At 38.3% G+C, this 14,777-nt stretch carries 17 protein-coding genes and 1 other RNA gene; all 18 read left to right on the top strand.

Translation table 11 applies throughout. From position 1 onward, the window contains the following. Positions 1–46: 46 nt before the first annotated feature. The gene (locus ABIL69_02260) at positions 47–1,231 is read left to right on the top strand and encodes a M23 family metallopeptidase (GenBank protein ID MEO0122810.1); all 1,185 of its coding nucleotides are present in this window, start codon (positions 47–49) and stop codon (positions 1,229–1,231) included. A 68-nt stretch (positions 1,232–1,299) separates the two neighbouring features. After that, entirely contained in the window at positions 1,300–1,647 is a 348-nt protein-coding gene (locus ABIL69_02255) for a polymer-forming cytoskeletal protein (GenBank protein ID MEO0122809.1), read from the top strand. Then, on the top strand, positions 1,648–2,469 hold the full coding sequence (locus tag ABIL69_02250) for an MBL fold metallo-hydrolase (protein ID MEO0122808.1): 822 nt from the start codon (positions 1,648–1,650) through the stop codon (positions 2,467–2,469). Positions 2,470–2,523: 54 nt separating this feature from the next. Beyond that, positions 2,524–2,724 (top strand): winged helix-turn-helix domain-containing protein, encoded by a 201-nt coding sequence (locus ABIL69_02245; protein ID MEO0122807.1) that lies wholly within the window; start codon positions 2,524–2,526, stop codon positions 2,722–2,724. Further along, positions 2,721–3,485 carry a phosphoribosylformylglycinamidine synthase I gene (gene purQ, locus ABIL69_02240; protein MEO0122806.1) on the top strand — a complete coding sequence of 255 codons (765 nt, stop codon included), beginning with the start codon at positions 2,721–2,723 and terminating at the stop codon, positions 3,483–3,485. The genes ABIL69_02245 and purQ overlap by 4 nt, the downstream gene beginning before the upstream one ends. Before the next feature lie 2 nt (positions 3,486–3,487). Continuing rightward, positions 3,488–3,802 (top strand): (2Fe-2S)-binding protein, encoded by a 315-nt coding sequence (locus ABIL69_02235; protein ID MEO0122805.1) that lies wholly within the window; start codon positions 3,488–3,490, stop codon positions 3,800–3,802. After that, positions 3,795–4,865: an NAD(P)/FAD-dependent oxidoreductase gene (locus ABIL69_02230; GenBank protein ID MEO0122804.1), complete on the top strand. Its 1,071-nt coding sequence runs from the start codon at positions 3,795–3,797 to the stop codon at positions 4,863–4,865. Before ABIL69_02235 ends, ABIL69_02230 begins: the two co-directional genes overlap by 8 nt. A 130-nt stretch (positions 4,866–4,995) precedes the next feature. Continuing rightward, positions 4,996–6,894, top strand: coding sequence for a threonine--tRNA ligase (gene thrS, locus ABIL69_02225; protein ID MEO0122803.1), 1,899 nt, complete (start codon positions 4,996–4,998; stop codon positions 6,892–6,894). Beyond that, positions 6,866–7,417 (top strand): translation initiation factor IF-3, encoded by a 552-nt coding sequence (infC, locus tag ABIL69_02220; protein MEO0122802.1) that lies wholly within the window; start codon positions 6,866–6,868, stop codon positions 7,415–7,417. The genes thrS and infC overlap by 29 nt, the downstream gene beginning before the upstream one ends. Then, positions 7,410–7,598: a 50S ribosomal protein L35 gene (gene rpmI, locus ABIL69_02215; GenBank protein ID MEO0122801.1), complete on the top strand. Its 189-nt coding sequence runs from the start codon at positions 7,410–7,412 to the stop codon at positions 7,596–7,598. Before infC ends, rpmI begins: the two co-directional genes overlap by 8 nt. Before the next feature lie 125 nt (positions 7,599–7,723). After that, positions 7,724–8,077, top strand: a complete 354-nt coding sequence (gene rplT, locus ABIL69_02210) for a 50S ribosomal protein L20 (GenBank protein ID MEO0122800.1) — start codon at positions 7,724–7,726, stop codon at positions 8,075–8,077. 24 nt (positions 8,078–8,101) lie between these two features. Continuing rightward, positions 8,102–9,103, top strand: coding sequence for a phenylalanine--tRNA ligase subunit alpha (gene pheS / locus ABIL69_02205; GenBank protein MEO0122799.1), 1,002 nt, complete (start codon positions 8,102–8,104; stop codon positions 9,101–9,103). 11 nt (positions 9,104–9,114) lie between these two features. After that, on the top strand, positions 9,115–11,436 hold the full coding sequence (pheT, locus tag ABIL69_02200; protein MEO0122798.1) for a phenylalanine--tRNA ligase subunit beta: 2,322 nt from the start codon (positions 9,115–9,117) through the stop codon (positions 11,434–11,436). Next, a complete protein-coding gene (locus ABIL69_02195) occupies positions 11,433–11,609 on the top strand; it encodes a hypothetical protein (GenBank protein MEO0122797.1) in 177 nt (58 codons plus the stop codon). Before pheT ends, ABIL69_02195 begins: the two co-directional genes overlap by 4 nt. Before the next feature lie 38 nt (positions 11,610–11,647). Further along, entirely contained in the window at positions 11,648–11,944 is a 297-nt protein-coding gene (locus tag ABIL69_02190; GenBank protein MEO0122796.1) for a cell division protein ZapA, read from the top strand. A gap of 2 nt (positions 11,945–11,946) precedes the next feature. Beyond that, positions 11,947–12,100: non-coding RNA, 6S RNA (gene ssrS / locus ABIL69_02185), on the top strand. Between the two features lie 49 nt (positions 12,101–12,149). Further along, positions 12,150–13,703: a ribonuclease Y gene (gene rny, locus ABIL69_02180; GenBank protein ID MEO0122795.1), complete on the top strand. Its 1,554-nt coding sequence runs from the start codon at positions 12,150–12,152 to the stop codon at positions 13,701–13,703. Between the two features lie 35 nt (positions 13,704–13,738). Beyond that, positions 13,739–14,776: an L-threonine 3-dehydrogenase gene (tdh, locus tag ABIL69_02175; protein ID MEO0122794.1), complete on the top strand. Its 1,038-nt coding sequence runs from the start codon at positions 13,739–13,741 to the stop codon at positions 14,774–14,776. The last annotated feature ends 1 nt before the right edge of the window (position 14,777 follow it).

Here is a 14,777-nt window from a genome sequence, read left to right as displayed (position 1 = left end):
TTTTTATCCTACTTGACATCAATTGAATATTGGTTAAAATTGACAAATGAAGAAGATATGTGTAAAAATTATTTTATCTTTGTGGTTTTGTTATAGTATTTATGCAAATGACCAGCAAAATAATGTGCAGAACGATACTACGAAAAATGCTAATTTAGAAAAAGAAATCAATCTTGATAAAAGATTGACACCTACAGATAAAATTATAGAATTTATTCCAAATTTTTACCCACAACTCGCTGAACCAACGGTAATCCGGCTGAATATATTTAATCCGCCCCTTCAGACAAAAGAATATGTACCGGGCGGTAATCTTGGAGAAAAGATTGATAGAATTGATAACAAAATTACAAGCGCACATGTTTCTAAGGATACACTTATTAATGGTATATTTCAAAGCATATCCTTGGACAAGAAGATTTACAAACAGGGCGAGATTGCAACACTAAATGTTACGGCAGTTTTGCCCTTAATAAAACCAGAAATAAAATTTTTAAACCGAAATTATAAACTCTATCCTGCAGGAAGAAATATTTATCGGACGGTTCTTGCTGTGCCTATGGACGTAGACACAGGAAGATATTTTATGACTCTACGATATGAAGAAAATGAAGAGAAGAAAAGTTATAAAATACCATTTAAAGTTATCCCTGGTGATTTTGCTGAAGAAGACACCGCACAACTTGATATCCATGTCCTTACCCAGGAAACCCTTGAAATGATGAAGTTTGAAAGTGGTAAATATTTTGCTAAGGCATATACTAAAACTTTTGATACCCTTTTATGTAATGGCGATTTTATCTGGCCCTGTGCTGGTTCAATAACATCAATGTTTGGGATTGCCCGTAAATATAATAATGGCCTTGATAAATGGTCGCATCGGGCAATTGATATCTCCAATGCGGTTGGCACAAAAATATTGGCTGCGAATACTGGTGTTGTAGTGATGGCTCAAGAACTTGAGGGACATGGTAAGAGTATTGTGATTGCCCACGGGCAGGGGATTCATACAGTTTATATCCATCTAAATAAAATCAGTGTTGCTGAAGGGGACACGGTCATCAAGGGGCAGGAGATAGGTGAAATGGGTAAGACCGGTATGTGCACAGGATCAAACTTGCATTTTCAGATTATGGTTAATAAAACACCAACTGATCCAAGGTGCTGGATCCCGGGTGCAAGCAAATTAAAAAAGGGACTTTATGTTAGTCCAGAGGTTGCAAATAAATAAAATTTTTTAAATTTGGTTGTTGACTTCTTTTTGTTTTTAAATATAATCTATTTTTAAGAAAGGAGATTATGGAAAAGGAAGGCAAGATTGATACCATAATTGGCAGGAATACCGTGGTGAATGGTGATTTGAAGATTACAGGTTCTATAAAAATAGATGGAACGGTCGAAGGCAATATTGTAGTGAAAGATAATTTATTTTGCGGCAATACTGGATTTATCAAAGGTAATGTAACTTGTAAATCTGGGGTGATCGGTGGTAAGATTGAGGGCAACATACAATCAGAAGAATTGCTTGAATTCCAGAGCGGTGCCCAGATGTATGGCGATATTATCTGTAAGGGTTTGATAATTCAATCCGGCGTATTCTTTGACGGAAATTGCCGGATGGGACAAAAGACAAAGGAAAAAGATTAAATGTTTATAAAATTTTATGGAACCCGGGGTTCAATCCCGGTCTCGGGTAAGAATACAATAAAATACGGGGGCAATACGACCTGCGTTTATGTAGAGACGAACAACGGCGAGTCAGTAATTATAGATGCGGGTAGCGGAATCAGAGAACTTGGTGTATATTTAATACAGAATAAAAAAAGCGACCTGCATTTGATTTTTACCCATTATCACTGGGACCATATCCAGGGGTTCCCATTCTTTGCACCGGCATATTCAAAGAATACGACTATAAGTATATATGGACCAGAGAATGAGGTTGCAGCAAAGAAAGCACTTTCTTATCAAATGCATATTCCATTCTTTCCAACTATAAAACTGACAGATTTACCTGCAAAATTTACGTTTAAGAAAACGAAGCCTAAGTTTAGAATTGGAAAAATGACGATACAGGTAATCCAGAACAATCATCCTAATTATACATTCGGTTTAAAACTTACTGAAAATAATAAGAGTGTAGTATTTCTTACTGATAATGAATTAAATTCACCAAATCCGCGCACTCCTTATAAAAAATTTATAAAATTTGTAAAAGGTGCTGATGTATTAATACACGACGCCCAGTATGTTGATGAAAACTATCATACCAAGATTGGTTGGGGACATTCTACATTCAATCAGGTGATGCAATTAGCAAAGGATTGTAGAGTTAAAAGAGTATTATTTACCCATCATGACCCATCAAGCAGTGATGATTTTATCAATAATGTACTGGAACAGACAAGAAAAAAATTCCCGGGATATGATATTGATGCGGCATGCACCGGCACTGAAATTAATCTTTAATATTCAAAACAAAGATTTAAAAATTTCCAATAATTTTATAAAACAGGAGGAACTATGATTTCTGATATCGGTTTTGCTGCGGGCAATATATGGAAGAAACTCAAAGAAGAAGGAGAAATGGTAATAACAAGATTGATGAGAAAGTCGGGTTTGCCGATAAATATGTTTTATATGGGGCTCGGATGGCTGGCGCGTGAAGACAAAATAAAATTCAGACGGGAAAGAAGAACTATTTATGTTTCTTTAAAAGAATGAAGATTAGAACCCTTGTTGTTCGCGCAGCAGGAACAAATTGCGACCTTGAGACGGTCTATGCATTTGAACTTGCGGGTGCGCATGCAGAACGCGTTTATATAGATGAGATAAAAAACAAAAATCTTTTGAATTACAAAATCCTTGTATTCCCTGGCGGCTTTACCTATGGGGATGATATAAGTGCTGGAAAGATTCTGGCAAATGAGATAAAATATAAACTCAAAGACAAAATCTTAAAGTTTATTGAAAAAGGCAATCTAATTTTAGGTATATGTAACGGCTTCCAGGTGCTTGTAAAGGCAGGTATACTACCCGGTTTTGATGGTTATTTCATTGAACAGACAGTTAGTTTGATTACCAATGATTCTGAAAGGTTTGAGGACCGTTGGGTAGACTTGAAAGTTTACCCGGAGCGTTCGGTATTCACACGAGGCATAAATAAGATAATTTCATTACCTGTTGCCCATGCCGAAGGTAAATTTGTTGTAAAAAACAGGCAAATTCTAAAGAAAATCGAAGAACAGATTGTATTCCAATATGTAGATGAAAAAGGAAGACTCGGTGGCTATCCATATAATCCCAATGGTTCAGTTATGAATATTGCAGGCATTGCTGATAAGACCGGTAGGATACTTGGATTAATGCCCCATCCTGAGCGTCATATTTCTTATTTACAACACCCACTCCATACAAGAAAGAAACTCAACGAAAAGGGCGATGGGTTTAAAATTTTTGAAAATGCAGTGAATTATTTTAAATAATAATGGAAGGATATATAACTGAACATCCGATATTACAATTCAAAAGGGGTAGAAGAGTAAAATTTTATTTTGAAGACAAAGAACTTGAAGGATATGAGGGACTCCCGATTGCAGCTGCGCTCCACGCTGCAGGAATAAGAATTTTGAGATACTCAGAGAAATACAACAGACCCAGGGGATTCTTCTGTGCAGTCGGCAAATGTTCTTCTTGTCTTATGGAAGTTGATGGCAGAGCAAATGTAATGGTGTGTATGGAACCTTTAAAAGAAGGAATGCGGGTGAGAAGGCAAAAAGGAAAGGGACGGCTGGATGGTTGATATTTGCGTAATAGGCGGTGGTCCTGCTGGTCTGAATGCAGGGATTATTGCAAAAGAACTTGGTGCATCAGTATTAATAATAGATGACAATCCCGTCCTCGGGGGTCAGTTAATAAAACAAACCCATAAGTTCTTCGGTTCAAAAGAACATTATTGCGGCGTCAGGGGAATTGATATTGCAAAAATTCTTAGTGAACATGTTTATCAATTAGGTATTGATGTAATGTTAAATGCTACTGTGATTGGATATTATGACGATGATTCATTGGGAGTTTTGAAAAATGATGAATTGCTTCAGGTGAAGGCAAAGAGCTATGTTTTTGCAACTGGTGCGAGTGAGAATATGCTTGCCTTTGAAAATGCCGACCTGCCTGGAGTATATGGTGCCGGAGCAGTTCAGACCATGATGAATGTTTACGGTGTTGTTCCCGGCAAAAGGGCATTGGTCGTTGGCTCGGGTAATATCGGTTTGATTGTTCCTTACCAACTCCTGCAGGCAGGTGTTGAGGTGGCTGCGATAATTGAAATTTTGCCTAAAATCGGTGGTTACTATGTTCATGCTGCGAAGATAAAAAGGGCAGGTGTGCCTATATTACTGAAACATACGATTATTGAGGCAAGGGGAAAGGATTGTGTAGAATCGGCAGTTATTACCGAAGTCAATGATAAATTTGAATGTATTGGGGGGAAAGAGCAAATCATTGATTGTGATATGATTTTGATTGCGGTTGGTTTATCTCCTCTATGTGAACTATTATATCAAGCAGGCTGTGATATAAGATATGTACCTGATCTGGGGGGTAATGTTCCATATTATAATGAGGACCTCCAGACATCAAGGCCGCATATTTTTGTCGCTGGTGACCTCGCCTCAATAGAAGAGGCTTCAACTGCGATGCTTGAAGGGAAGATTGCTGGTGCCCGTGCGTATGAATATATATATGGTAAGAATAATAGGGCGGAGGAGATTGTTTATAATGCAAAAAAAGAATTAAGGGTCATTCGTGAGTCACCCTTTGAACAACGCATAGTTGAGGGGCATAAAAGACTATTTACCTCATAAAATATTTTTAAAAATCAACATTTAAAATACGGGCTGAAAAATGTTGAATAATTGTCCATTTTTAGAAGATTCAATAAGAAATAGTGTTTGAGCCCATTGACAAAATTAAAAAATGCTTTATAATTGAGCGATGTTAAAAGTCAAATTGAATAATAGTATAATGGAAGTTGAGCCAGGTATTAAGGCGTCGGAATTGATAAAGGATGATGATTGTATTGCGGTACGCATTAATGGTGAATTGAAGGATTTAAGTACTGTAATTGACCAAAACTGTGAAATTGAGCCAGTCAGTTTTAGTGAACCCGATGGTCAGCAGATATTCTGGCATTCAACTTCTCACATAATGGCAATGGCAGTTAAATCATTGTGGCCAGATACGAAACTTGCGATAGGTCCTGCAATTGACCAGGGGTTTTATTATGATTTTGACCGCGCGACTCCTTTCACGAATGAAGAGCTTGCAAAGATTGAAGATAAAATGACAGAAATCATAAAAGAAAATATTCCATTTGAACGGATTGTGATGACTAAGGAAGCAGTGATTGAATTTTTCACGAGGCGCAACGAAAATTATAAGGTTGAACTTGTTAGAGAAATTCCTGATAAAGAAATAAGCTTGTATCGTAATGGAGAGTTTGTTGATCTCTGCCGGGGTCCGCATATTCCGAGAACCGGATTGGTAAAGGCTTTTAAACTCCTGAGCGTTGCCGGTGCATACTGGCGGGGTGATTCTCGTTTGCCAATGCTTTCAAGAATATACGGTATTTCATTCACTTCCCAGGAACAGTTGAAGAGTTATCTGAGAAAACTTGAAGAGGCACAGAAAAGAGACCACAGAAAATTAGGAACTGAACTTGAACTCTTTTCAATATTTGAAGAGGCAGGTGCAGGGCTTGTGTTCTGGCATCCCAAAGGGACTATTATAAGAAAATTGATTGAAGAATACTGGATAAAACAGCATTTAAAGAACGGTTATGAATTGATAATGACCCCGCATATTGCCCGGAGCAATCTCTGGCATATATCAGGACACTATGAATATTACCGTGATAAAATGTTCACTTTACCGGTTGAGAATGAGGAATATGTGCTTAAACCTATGAACTGCCCCGGCCATATATTAATTTATAAATCAAAGGTCAGGAGTTATAAGGAATTACCAATAAAATATGCGGAACTTGCTACGGTTTATAGAAATGAACTGTCAGGGACACTACATGGACTTTTAAGGGTAAGAGGATTTACTCAAGATGATGCTCATATTTTTTGCCGCCCCGACCAGATTGAAGAGGAAGTTGTAAAAATTCTGCAATTGACCCTTACGATATTCAAAAAATTTGGTTTTGAGGATTTCCAGGTGAATCTTTCGGTGCGCGACCCTAAGAATAAAGAGAAATTTATGGGTTCAGATGAAGAATGGGAGAGGGCAGAGAATGGACTTATCTCAGCGTTGAAGAAGGTAAATCTTCAATATAAGGTCCAGATTGGTGAGGCGGTGTTCTATGGCCCAAAGATTGATATCAACATCCTTGATGCAATTGGGCGTGCCTGGCAGGCTACCACGGTTCAGTTTGATTTCAACCTACCGAAAAGGTTTAACATTGAATATATGGATGCAAAAGGTCAGCATAAAGAAGTTGTTGTGATACACAGGGCATTATATGGTTCTCTTGAAAGATTTATTGGAACATTGATTGAACATTATGCCGGTGCATTCCCGCTATGGCTTGCACCGGTCCAGGTCGTTGTGATGCCGATAACGGATAAAGAATCAACTTACGCAAAAGATGTGTATCAGCGGTGTTTGAAACACGGGCTTAGAACCGAATTTAACAGCAAGTCTATGAAGATAAATTATCGTATAAGAGAGGCAGAGGTCAAAAAGATTCCATATATTCTTGTCATCGGTCAAAGAGAAGCTGAGAAGAAGACCATTTCAGTTAGAAAAAGAGGTCGCGGAGACCTTGGTGAAATGAAATTAAAAGATTTTTTTAATTTATGTGATTCAGAACAAGGAGGAGAAGATTAAAAATCTACCAAAGGTTAATAATGAAATAAAGGCAGAAAAGGTAAAACTGGTGGATGAGAACCGCCAATATATGGGCATTTTTGATATTGCAATTGCCCTGCGCATTGCCCGAGAAAGGGGCTTTGACCTGGTTGAGGTTTCTCCAGATGCCCAACCACCGGTTTGCCGTCTGATGGATTTTGGTAAATATGTCTATGAAAAGAAAAGGCAGGAAAGAGAATCAAAAAAACATCAACACCAGACCCAGGTTCGTGAGATGAGATTATCAATGAAGATATCCGAACATGACTATCAGGTGAAGTTGAATAAAATCAAAGAATTTCTGGAAAAAGGTGATAGGGTAAAGGTAAAATTGAGATTAAGGGGAAGGGAATTGCTCCATTCGCACCTGGGTATGAATCTTGTTGAAAGGGTGGTAAATGATTTGAAGGACATAGCCCGTGAAGAATCACCACCCAAACAAGAAGAACAGGTGATAATTGTGACGCTGATTCCTCAAAAAAGGAGAACAGGTAATGAGTAAACTTAAATCAAAAAGGGGTTGGTTAAAAAGGGTAAAGATTAAAAAAAGCGGTAAAATTTTACGTTGGAAATCAGGGAAAAGGCACCTTCTTACCGGAAAAACGCGGAAAAGGAAAAGAAGGCTTTCAAAATTGACCCCTGTATCTAAGGCAGATTTAAAGAAATTTAAAGATTTTAAATAATTAGTGCCGTTTTTAATCACTCGGCACTTGACAGAAATTTTAATTTGGTTATAATATCTGGTAAAGTCTGAATTCTAAAGATTTCAGGCTCTCCATTTTAATATTAAAAGAAAGGAGAAGACGAAATGCCAAGAGTAAAAACCGGACCTTATACGCGAAAGCGCAGAAAGAAATGGTTGAAGGCAGCCCGTGGTTATTGGGGTGGAAAACACCGCCTTTACAAAACTGCAAGGTTGCAGGTGATGAAGGCGTGGCTCTCTGCTTATAGAGAAAGAAAGAAAAAGAAAAGGGTCTTCAGGGCATTATGGATAACGAGGATAAATGCAGCTTTAAGACAACAGGGGTTGAAGTATTCCGAGTTTATTAACTCGTTAAAGAAGAATAATATAGATATTGACCGCAAGACTTTGGCAATGCTTGCCTACGAACATCCTGAAGAATTTAATTCTTTAATTGAAGTTTGTAAAAAAATGAAATAACAGGTGAAGGCATAGATTTATAATATGGAAAAGAAGCTTAGTGAAGTTAAAACAACGATTGAAAACGAGTTGAATAATATTAAAGATGCAAAGACCCTTGAGTCATTCAGGATTCGTTTTCTGGGTAGAAAAGGCATTCTTAATGAACTCATAAAAGAGCTCGTGAATCTTCCAATGGAAGAGAGAAAAAGATTTGGTAACGAGATAAATCTTTTAAAATCCCAACTTACAGAAGTTTTAAATCAGAAACAAAATCAATTTACTAAGGTTCAAACACCAAAGTTTGACCCATTGTTGCCGGGTAGAATGGGATATGTAGGACATAGACATCCTCTTTCATTGATCCAGGACGAAATTGAATCTTTCTTTGAAAACCTCGGTTTTGTTGTGGCATCAGGACCTGAGATTGAATACGATTGGTATAATTTTGAGGCGTTGAATATACCACAAGACCATCCGGCACGGGATAATTTTTCAAGTTTATATATTTCTGATGAATTACTTTTAAGGAGTCATACATCGCCGGTTCAAATCCGAGTCATGGAGAAGATAAAACCACCAATAAAAATAATATGTCCGGGAAGATGCTACAGATTTGATCCTTTTGACCCGAGTCACTCACCGGTATTTCATCAAGTTGAGGTGCTTTATGTTGATAAAGGAGTTTCATTTGGTGAGTTGAAATGGTTGCTCGGTGAATTTGTGAAACATATCTTTGGTCCAAAGACAAAATATGAGCTCCGGCCGAGCTTTTTTCCATTTACCGAGCCTTCGGGTGAACTTGCGATAAGCTGCTCAGTATGCCAGGGGGAAGGCTGTCCGGTCTGCGGGAATACGGGCTGGCTTGAACTCTTGGGATGCGGAATGGTTCATCCTCAGGTCTTAAAGAATGTCAAAATCTCACCGAAAGAATATTCCGGTTATGCACTGGGTATGGGTGTTGAGCGCGTGGCGATCATCAAATATCTAATTGATGACATCAGGGTTTTTTATAATAATGATATGAGATTTCTTGAACAATTTTAACAGGAGTAGTAATGTTAGTGTCAGTTAAATGGCTTGAGGAAATTCTCAATACAAAATTAGAATTGAAATCGCTAAATAAAGTGGCGAATAATCTTGGTTTGGAAATAAGCGAACAACAGAATTTGTGTCCCGGTGATATTGTCATAGGCAAAATCTTGAAGATTATACCCCACCCCACCCTTAAAAATTTGAATATTCTTGATATAAAAACAACAACCCATCAGCAAATAGTCACTTCCGCAACGAATGTTAGATTAAATGACTACATTTTTGTTGTGGCGGCAGGAAAGAAGTTCAAAGACCAGGTCGTTGGTGAAAGAGATTTTGATGGCGTAAAATCAAATGGGATGCTGGTCAGTGAGGAAGAACTTGGTATCGCTGAAAAATCAACAGGGGTTATTGTTTTGGATAAGGGGAAGGAAGGGGCACATTTCAGTGAATATTTTGATGACCTTGTGCTTGATATAAAGGTGGGCACAAATCGTCCTGACCTTTTATCGGTGATTGGACTGGCAAGGGAATTCAGTATTGGTCTCGGGATAAAATTTAGTTTCAAAGACAAAAATCTTGAGCAAATAAACCATACTGACCATTCGCTGATAAAGATACTTGACACTGATGGTTGCCCAAGGTATACAGCAAGGATTTTTGAGGATGTTCGTGTTTCAGATTCACCATTCTCAATTAAATGGCGCCTTTATTGTATGGGTATGAATGCGATAAATAATGTGGTTGATATCACGAACATCAATATGTTGTTATATGGTCAGCCACTCCATCCTTTTGATCTTGATTTGCTTAAATTGCCGGTGATAATTAGGAAGGCACAAAAAAATGAACAATTTGTGACCCTTGAAGGGACGATTTTTAAACTTGATGAAAATGACCTTGTTATTGCTGATAAAAATGGACCGATTGCCCTTGCTGGAATAATCGGGGCGAGGTCTTCCCAAATTACAAATGCAACCAAACGGATTTTGCTTGAGAGTGCATATTTCAATCCGAGAAGAATAGCGCATACAAGAAGAAAACTTGGAATACAGACTGAAGCTTCAATCAGATTTGAAAGGGGTGCGGATTTATCAATGGTTGATGAAGTCTCAAGAATAACCGGTGAAGGGTTCAAAAGTTCTGCTGGGGCAAAAGAGACAAATTTTGTAAGCGTAGGAAAGAAGGCAGGACAAAAGATTGTTTCATTTTCTCTTGGTAGACTTAATACAATACTTTCTTTAAATCTTAAATCCGAGGAGGTAAAAAACCTTCTTGATAAATGTGAGATAAAGGTATCGGGCAAAAATCAGTTGAGGGCAAAGATTCCCCATTATAGATATGACCTCCAGATTGAAGAAGATATCTATGAAGAGGTAGCAAGAATCTATGGTTATATGAATATACCTGATGTCCCACCAGCACGTTGGGGAGTTACAAAAATATATGATAAGGGTAGAAATTTTATAAAATTTCTGAAGTCCTATATGATAGGGCTGGGTTTCAGTGAAACCTATAATCTCTCACTTGTATCCAGCGAAAGACTTGAAAATCTTGGATACAGTGGGTTTGTGAAATTAAAGAACCCGTTGAATGAACGGTTCAATGCATTAAGACCCACTCTATTTCTGGGTCTTCTTGATACAGTCCATTACAATCTTTCAAAGGGTAATTATTCACTTAAACTCTTTGAGGTTGGTAATGTGCTTTTAAATGCCGAGCCATTTGAGGAAAGGAAGCTCGGTGCGATAATGGGTGGTGAACGCTACCCTAATTTCTGGGAAAATACCAATCAGAAACTGAATTACTATGATGCCAAGGGTGTGGTGGAGACGATCTTTGAAGCAATGCGGATAAAAGAAATAGAATTTCAACACCATCAAATAAAAGGGTTCAACCAGTCGGTCAAGATTGTACATTCTGATCGGGAACTTGGTTATTTGGGTGCCATTGATTCAGAAATCTGTGAGCGCGAATTTTATTATTTTGAGATATCAATCGACAGGATACTCTCTCTTGTTAGTGAACCATTCTATAATCCACCTCCAAAGTTCCCCGCGAATATCCGAGACCTCGCATTCCTTTTTGATGAGAACGTAGAAGTGCCGGTGGTAAAGAATTTTATTGTTCGTGTTGCAGGACCGGTATTGGAAAAGGTCATACTTTTTGACTACTATAAGGGGAAAAATCTACCTGAAGGTAAAAAGAATCTTGGTTTCCGACTTTATTTTAAGGCACCGGATAGAACACTTACAGATGAAGAGGTTGATAGATTTATAAACAAAATAATAAATGAAGTAACTATTAACTTCAAAGCAATTTTAAGAACAAAGGAGACAAATTGAACGGGATAGCAAGACTTGAAGAAAAGATAGATAGAATGATTAACTTAATCAATGAACTTAAGCAAAGAATAACTGAACTTGAAGAAGAGAACAGGCAATTGAAAGAGAAAGAAGAAGAAGTTAAGAGAAAGGTTGATGGTTTGATTGAGAAGATAGACACGATGACCCTGTAATATATGGTTATTTTTATTAATAATATTTAGGAGTGAACTTGAAGAAGGGTCATACAAATGAGGTGTTGGTCAATATCTTCGGAAATGACTACAGAATAACATCCGAGGATATTGATGAGGAACGGATTAAGAAGATTGCCGAAATAGTTGATAAAAAAATGAGGGATATTCATCGTGAATTTCCCTTACCGTCAACCACCAAGATCGCAGTTCTTGCCTGTTTGAATCTGGTGGATGAATTTTTGCAAAAAGAAGAACATTTAAATAAAAAAATTTCAGAATTAGAACAGAGGATTAATTCATTAATCCTCAAAATTGACGAGGCTGTTACTTAATTCGTTCCCTGCGATGCTCGTGATGGGCATTAAGTCTTGAGCCAACACCCATCGTTAGGGAGCCAAGTTTGGCTACAGACTTGTCTGTAGTTGACAGGCGCCCACTTTAACCTTGGGTTCAGAGACTTTTTCCCACACGGCAATCGCGGGGACTTTAAAGAAATTACCCAGGGCTGATTAGCTCAGTCCCGGGGAGGAGGTTGTCATGTTAGTGCTAATAATTGCCATAGTTATATTGGCTTTAGAAGCAATTTTTGTTGTTTTCTTTTACCTTAAATACAATCGGGCAAAAATTTTAGGTGCCCAGGAAGAAGCAAGAAAAATAATTGAGGATGCCAGAAAAGAGGCAGAAAATTATCGTAAATCTGCCGAAATCGCCGCTAAAGAACACTGGTATCAAGAAAAATTAAATTTTGAAAAAGAAACTTTGAACCGCCGAAGGGAAATTGAAAAAGCCGAGCGACGGTTATTAGAGAAAGAAAATAGTCTGGAGAGAAGGGAACGATTGATAATTGACAAAGAGAAAGAGCTTATGAATAAAGAGCATAATCTCCAGAATCGGGAAAAGATAATACAGGTAAAATCAGAAAGACTTGATCAGTTAATAAAAGAAGAAACCGAAGCATTACAAAAAATTGCCAATCTTTCAAAAGAAGAAGCCAAATCTTCGTTAATGAAAAATTTAGAGGCAGAGGCAAGACATGAGGCAGCGGCACTACTTAATCGCATAAAAGAAGAGGCACGTCAAAAGGCTGAAGAGACTGCCCGGGAGATCATTCTTCAGGCAATACAGAAGTGTGCGACAAGTCATACAATGGAAACAACTATATCAGTAGTTTCAATCCCTTCGGAAGAAATGAAAGGAAGAATCATCGGTAGAGAAGGTAGAAATATCCGATCATTTGAGAATTTAACCGGGGTTGAAGTAATAATTGATGACTCACCAGAAACGATATCGCTCTCCTGTTTTGATCCAATTAGAAGAGAAGTCGCACGAATTGCAATGTCAAAATTAATTTCGGATGGAAGAATTCATCCCGCACGGATTGAGGAAGTTGTAAAAAGTGCCCAAAAAGAGATAGAAACTATAATAAAAAATACCGGAGAGGAAATCTGTCTTGAATTGGGGATAATCGGTCTTGCCCCAGAACTTGCCCGCCACCTCGGTAAAATGCGTTTCCGTACAAGTTACGGACAGAATCTCATGCAACACTCAAAAGAAGTTGCATACCTTTCTTCACTTATTGCCCAGGAGTTAGGACTTGACCCGATAATTGCCAAGCGGGCAGGGTTACTGCATGATCTGGGGAAGGTTGCAGATATAACAATGGAAGGTCCCCATGCCCAGATCGGAGCCGAGCTTGCTGCGAAATTTAATGAAAGTGAAGTGATTGTCAATGCAATTGCCGCTCATCATGAGGAAGTCGAACCAAATAGCCCTTATGCCTTTATCGTTGAGATAGCGGATTCAATTTCAGGTGCAAGACCTGGAGCCAGAAGGGAAACGATAGAGGCTTATATAAAAAGACTGAAGGCGCTTGAAGATCTCGTCTCTTCTTTCAATGGTGTGGAAAGGGTTTATGCAATTCAGGCGGGTAGAGAAGTTAGGGTAATGGTAAACCCAGGTGTTATTTCTGATACAGAGGTAACAAATATTGCAAACGATATCGCCCGCAGGATTGAAAAAGAGATTCAATATCCAGGTCAAATAAAGGTTACAGTGGTAAGGGAGACACGCGCAACCGAGGTAGCAAAGTAATCTTGACTTTGGGTATTTTTTTATTATAATTGTCTATGACAACAATGAAGGCAGTCGTTAAGACAAAATCTGAGCCGGGTGCAGAATTATTAGATGTTCCAGTCCCAACACCAGGACCCAACGAGGTCCTGGTAAAAGTTTTAGCAACTTCAATCTGCGGGACAGACCTTCATATTTTCCAGTGGAATGATTGGGCACAGAAGCGCATAAGGAAGATACCTCAAATAATGGGTCACGAATTATGCGGTCAGGTGGTTGAGGTTGGTGCGAATGTTCAGAATATAAAGAAAGACGACATTATTTCTGCCGAAACCCATATCGCCTGTGGATATTGTTTTTTATGCCGCAATGGTCTTGCCCATATCTGTGAGAATGTAAAGATATTTGGTGTTGACATAGACGGGGTATTCGCTGAATATGCTGTTGTTCCTGCAAACAATGCCTGGGTCATTGAGGATAAAATTCCAAAAGATTATATATCGGTTATGGAACCTTTAGGTAACGCAATCCACACGGTTCTTGCCGGTGAGATTGCTGGAAATACTGTTTTGATAACCGGTTGTGGTCCGATTGGGTTGATGTCTATCGCAGTTTGTAAAAGCTGTGGTGCCACTAAAATCATTGCGACCGAAGTAAATGAATACAGATTGCATCTTGCTAAAAAACTCGGGGCGGATCTTGTATTGAACCCAAAGAAGAACAAGATCATAGAAACAATTATGCAAAATACGAATGGCAAAGGTGTTGATGTTGTGCTGGAGATGTCGGGCAATCAAAGTGCAATTGCTGAAGGACTTAAGGCTTTGAGACCTGGAGGACAGTTTTCAATCTTGGGGATACCGGACAAACCTTTGAAAATAGATCTTGCGGAGATTGTATTTAAATACTTCACGATACAAGGTATAAATGGAAGATTGATGTTCTCAACCTGGTATAAAACAACGAGATTTCTTGCCTCAGGAAGAATTGATCTTGAACCAATAATTACCCATCGCTTTCGGCTTGAAGAGTTTCAGAAAGGAATGGAATTGATGGAAAGCGGGAATTGCGGTAAAATACTACTATATCCCTGAG

Source organism: candidate division WOR-3 bacterium, from assembly GCA_039802005.1.
Classification (GTDB): domain Bacteria; phylum Hydrothermota; class Tepidihabitantia; order SM23-42; family JAOAFX01; genus JAOAFX01.
The sequence above is the reverse complement of the archived record's forward strand: the minus strand, read 5'-3'. Positions and strand labels throughout refer to the sequence as shown.

Excerpts from the sequence above, each read along its gene's own strand:
- purQ (MEO0122806.1), top strand. The coding sequence starts at position 2,721 with ATGAAGATTAGAACCCTTGTTGTTCGCGCAGCAGGAACAAATTGCGAC.
- ABIL69_02235 (MEO0122805.1), top strand. The coding sequence starts at position 3,488 with ATGGAAGGATATATAACTGAACATCCGATATTACAATTCAAAAGGGGT.
- ABIL69_02260 (MEO0122810.1), top strand. The coding sequence starts at position 47 with ATGAAGAAGATATGTGTAAAAATTATTTTATCTTTGTGGTTTTGTTAT.
- thrS (MEO0122803.1), top strand. The coding sequence starts at position 4,996 with ATGTTAAAAGTCAAATTGAATAATAGTATAATGGAAGTTGAGCCAGGT.
- ABIL69_02245 (MEO0122807.1), top strand. The coding sequence starts at position 2,524 with ATGATTTCTGATATCGGTTTTGCTGCGGGCAATATATGGAAGAAACTC.
- ABIL69_02250 (MEO0122808.1), top strand. The coding sequence starts at position 1,648 with ATGTTTATAAAATTTTATGGAACCCGGGGTTCAATCCCGGTCTCGGGT.
- rplT (MEO0122800.1), top strand. The coding sequence starts at position 7,724 with ATGCCAAGAGTAAAAACCGGACCTTATACGCGAAAGCGCAGAAAGAAA.
- ABIL69_02255 (MEO0122809.1), top strand. The coding sequence starts at position 1,300 with ATGGAAAAGGAAGGCAAGATTGATACCATAATTGGCAGGAATACCGTG.
- rpmI (MEO0122801.1), top strand. The coding sequence starts at position 7,410 with ATGAGTAAACTTAAATCAAAAAGGGGTTGGTTAAAAAGGGTAAAGATT.
- rny (MEO0122795.1), top strand. The coding sequence starts at position 12,150 with ATGTTAGTGCTAATAATTGCCATAGTTATATTGGCTTTAGAAGCAATT.
- pheT (MEO0122798.1), top strand. The coding sequence starts at position 9,115 with ATGTTAGTGTCAGTTAAATGGCTTGAGGAAATTCTCAATACAAAATTA.
- tdh (MEO0122794.1), top strand. The coding sequence starts at position 13,739 with ATGACAACAATGAAGGCAGTCGTTAAGACAAAATCTGAGCCGGGTGCA.
- pheS (MEO0122799.1), top strand. The coding sequence starts at position 8,102 with ATGGAAAAGAAGCTTAGTGAAGTTAAAACAACGATTGAAAACGAGTTG.
- ABIL69_02230 (MEO0122804.1), top strand. The coding sequence starts at position 3,795 with ATGGTTGATATTTGCGTAATAGGCGGTGGTCCTGCTGGTCTGAATGCA.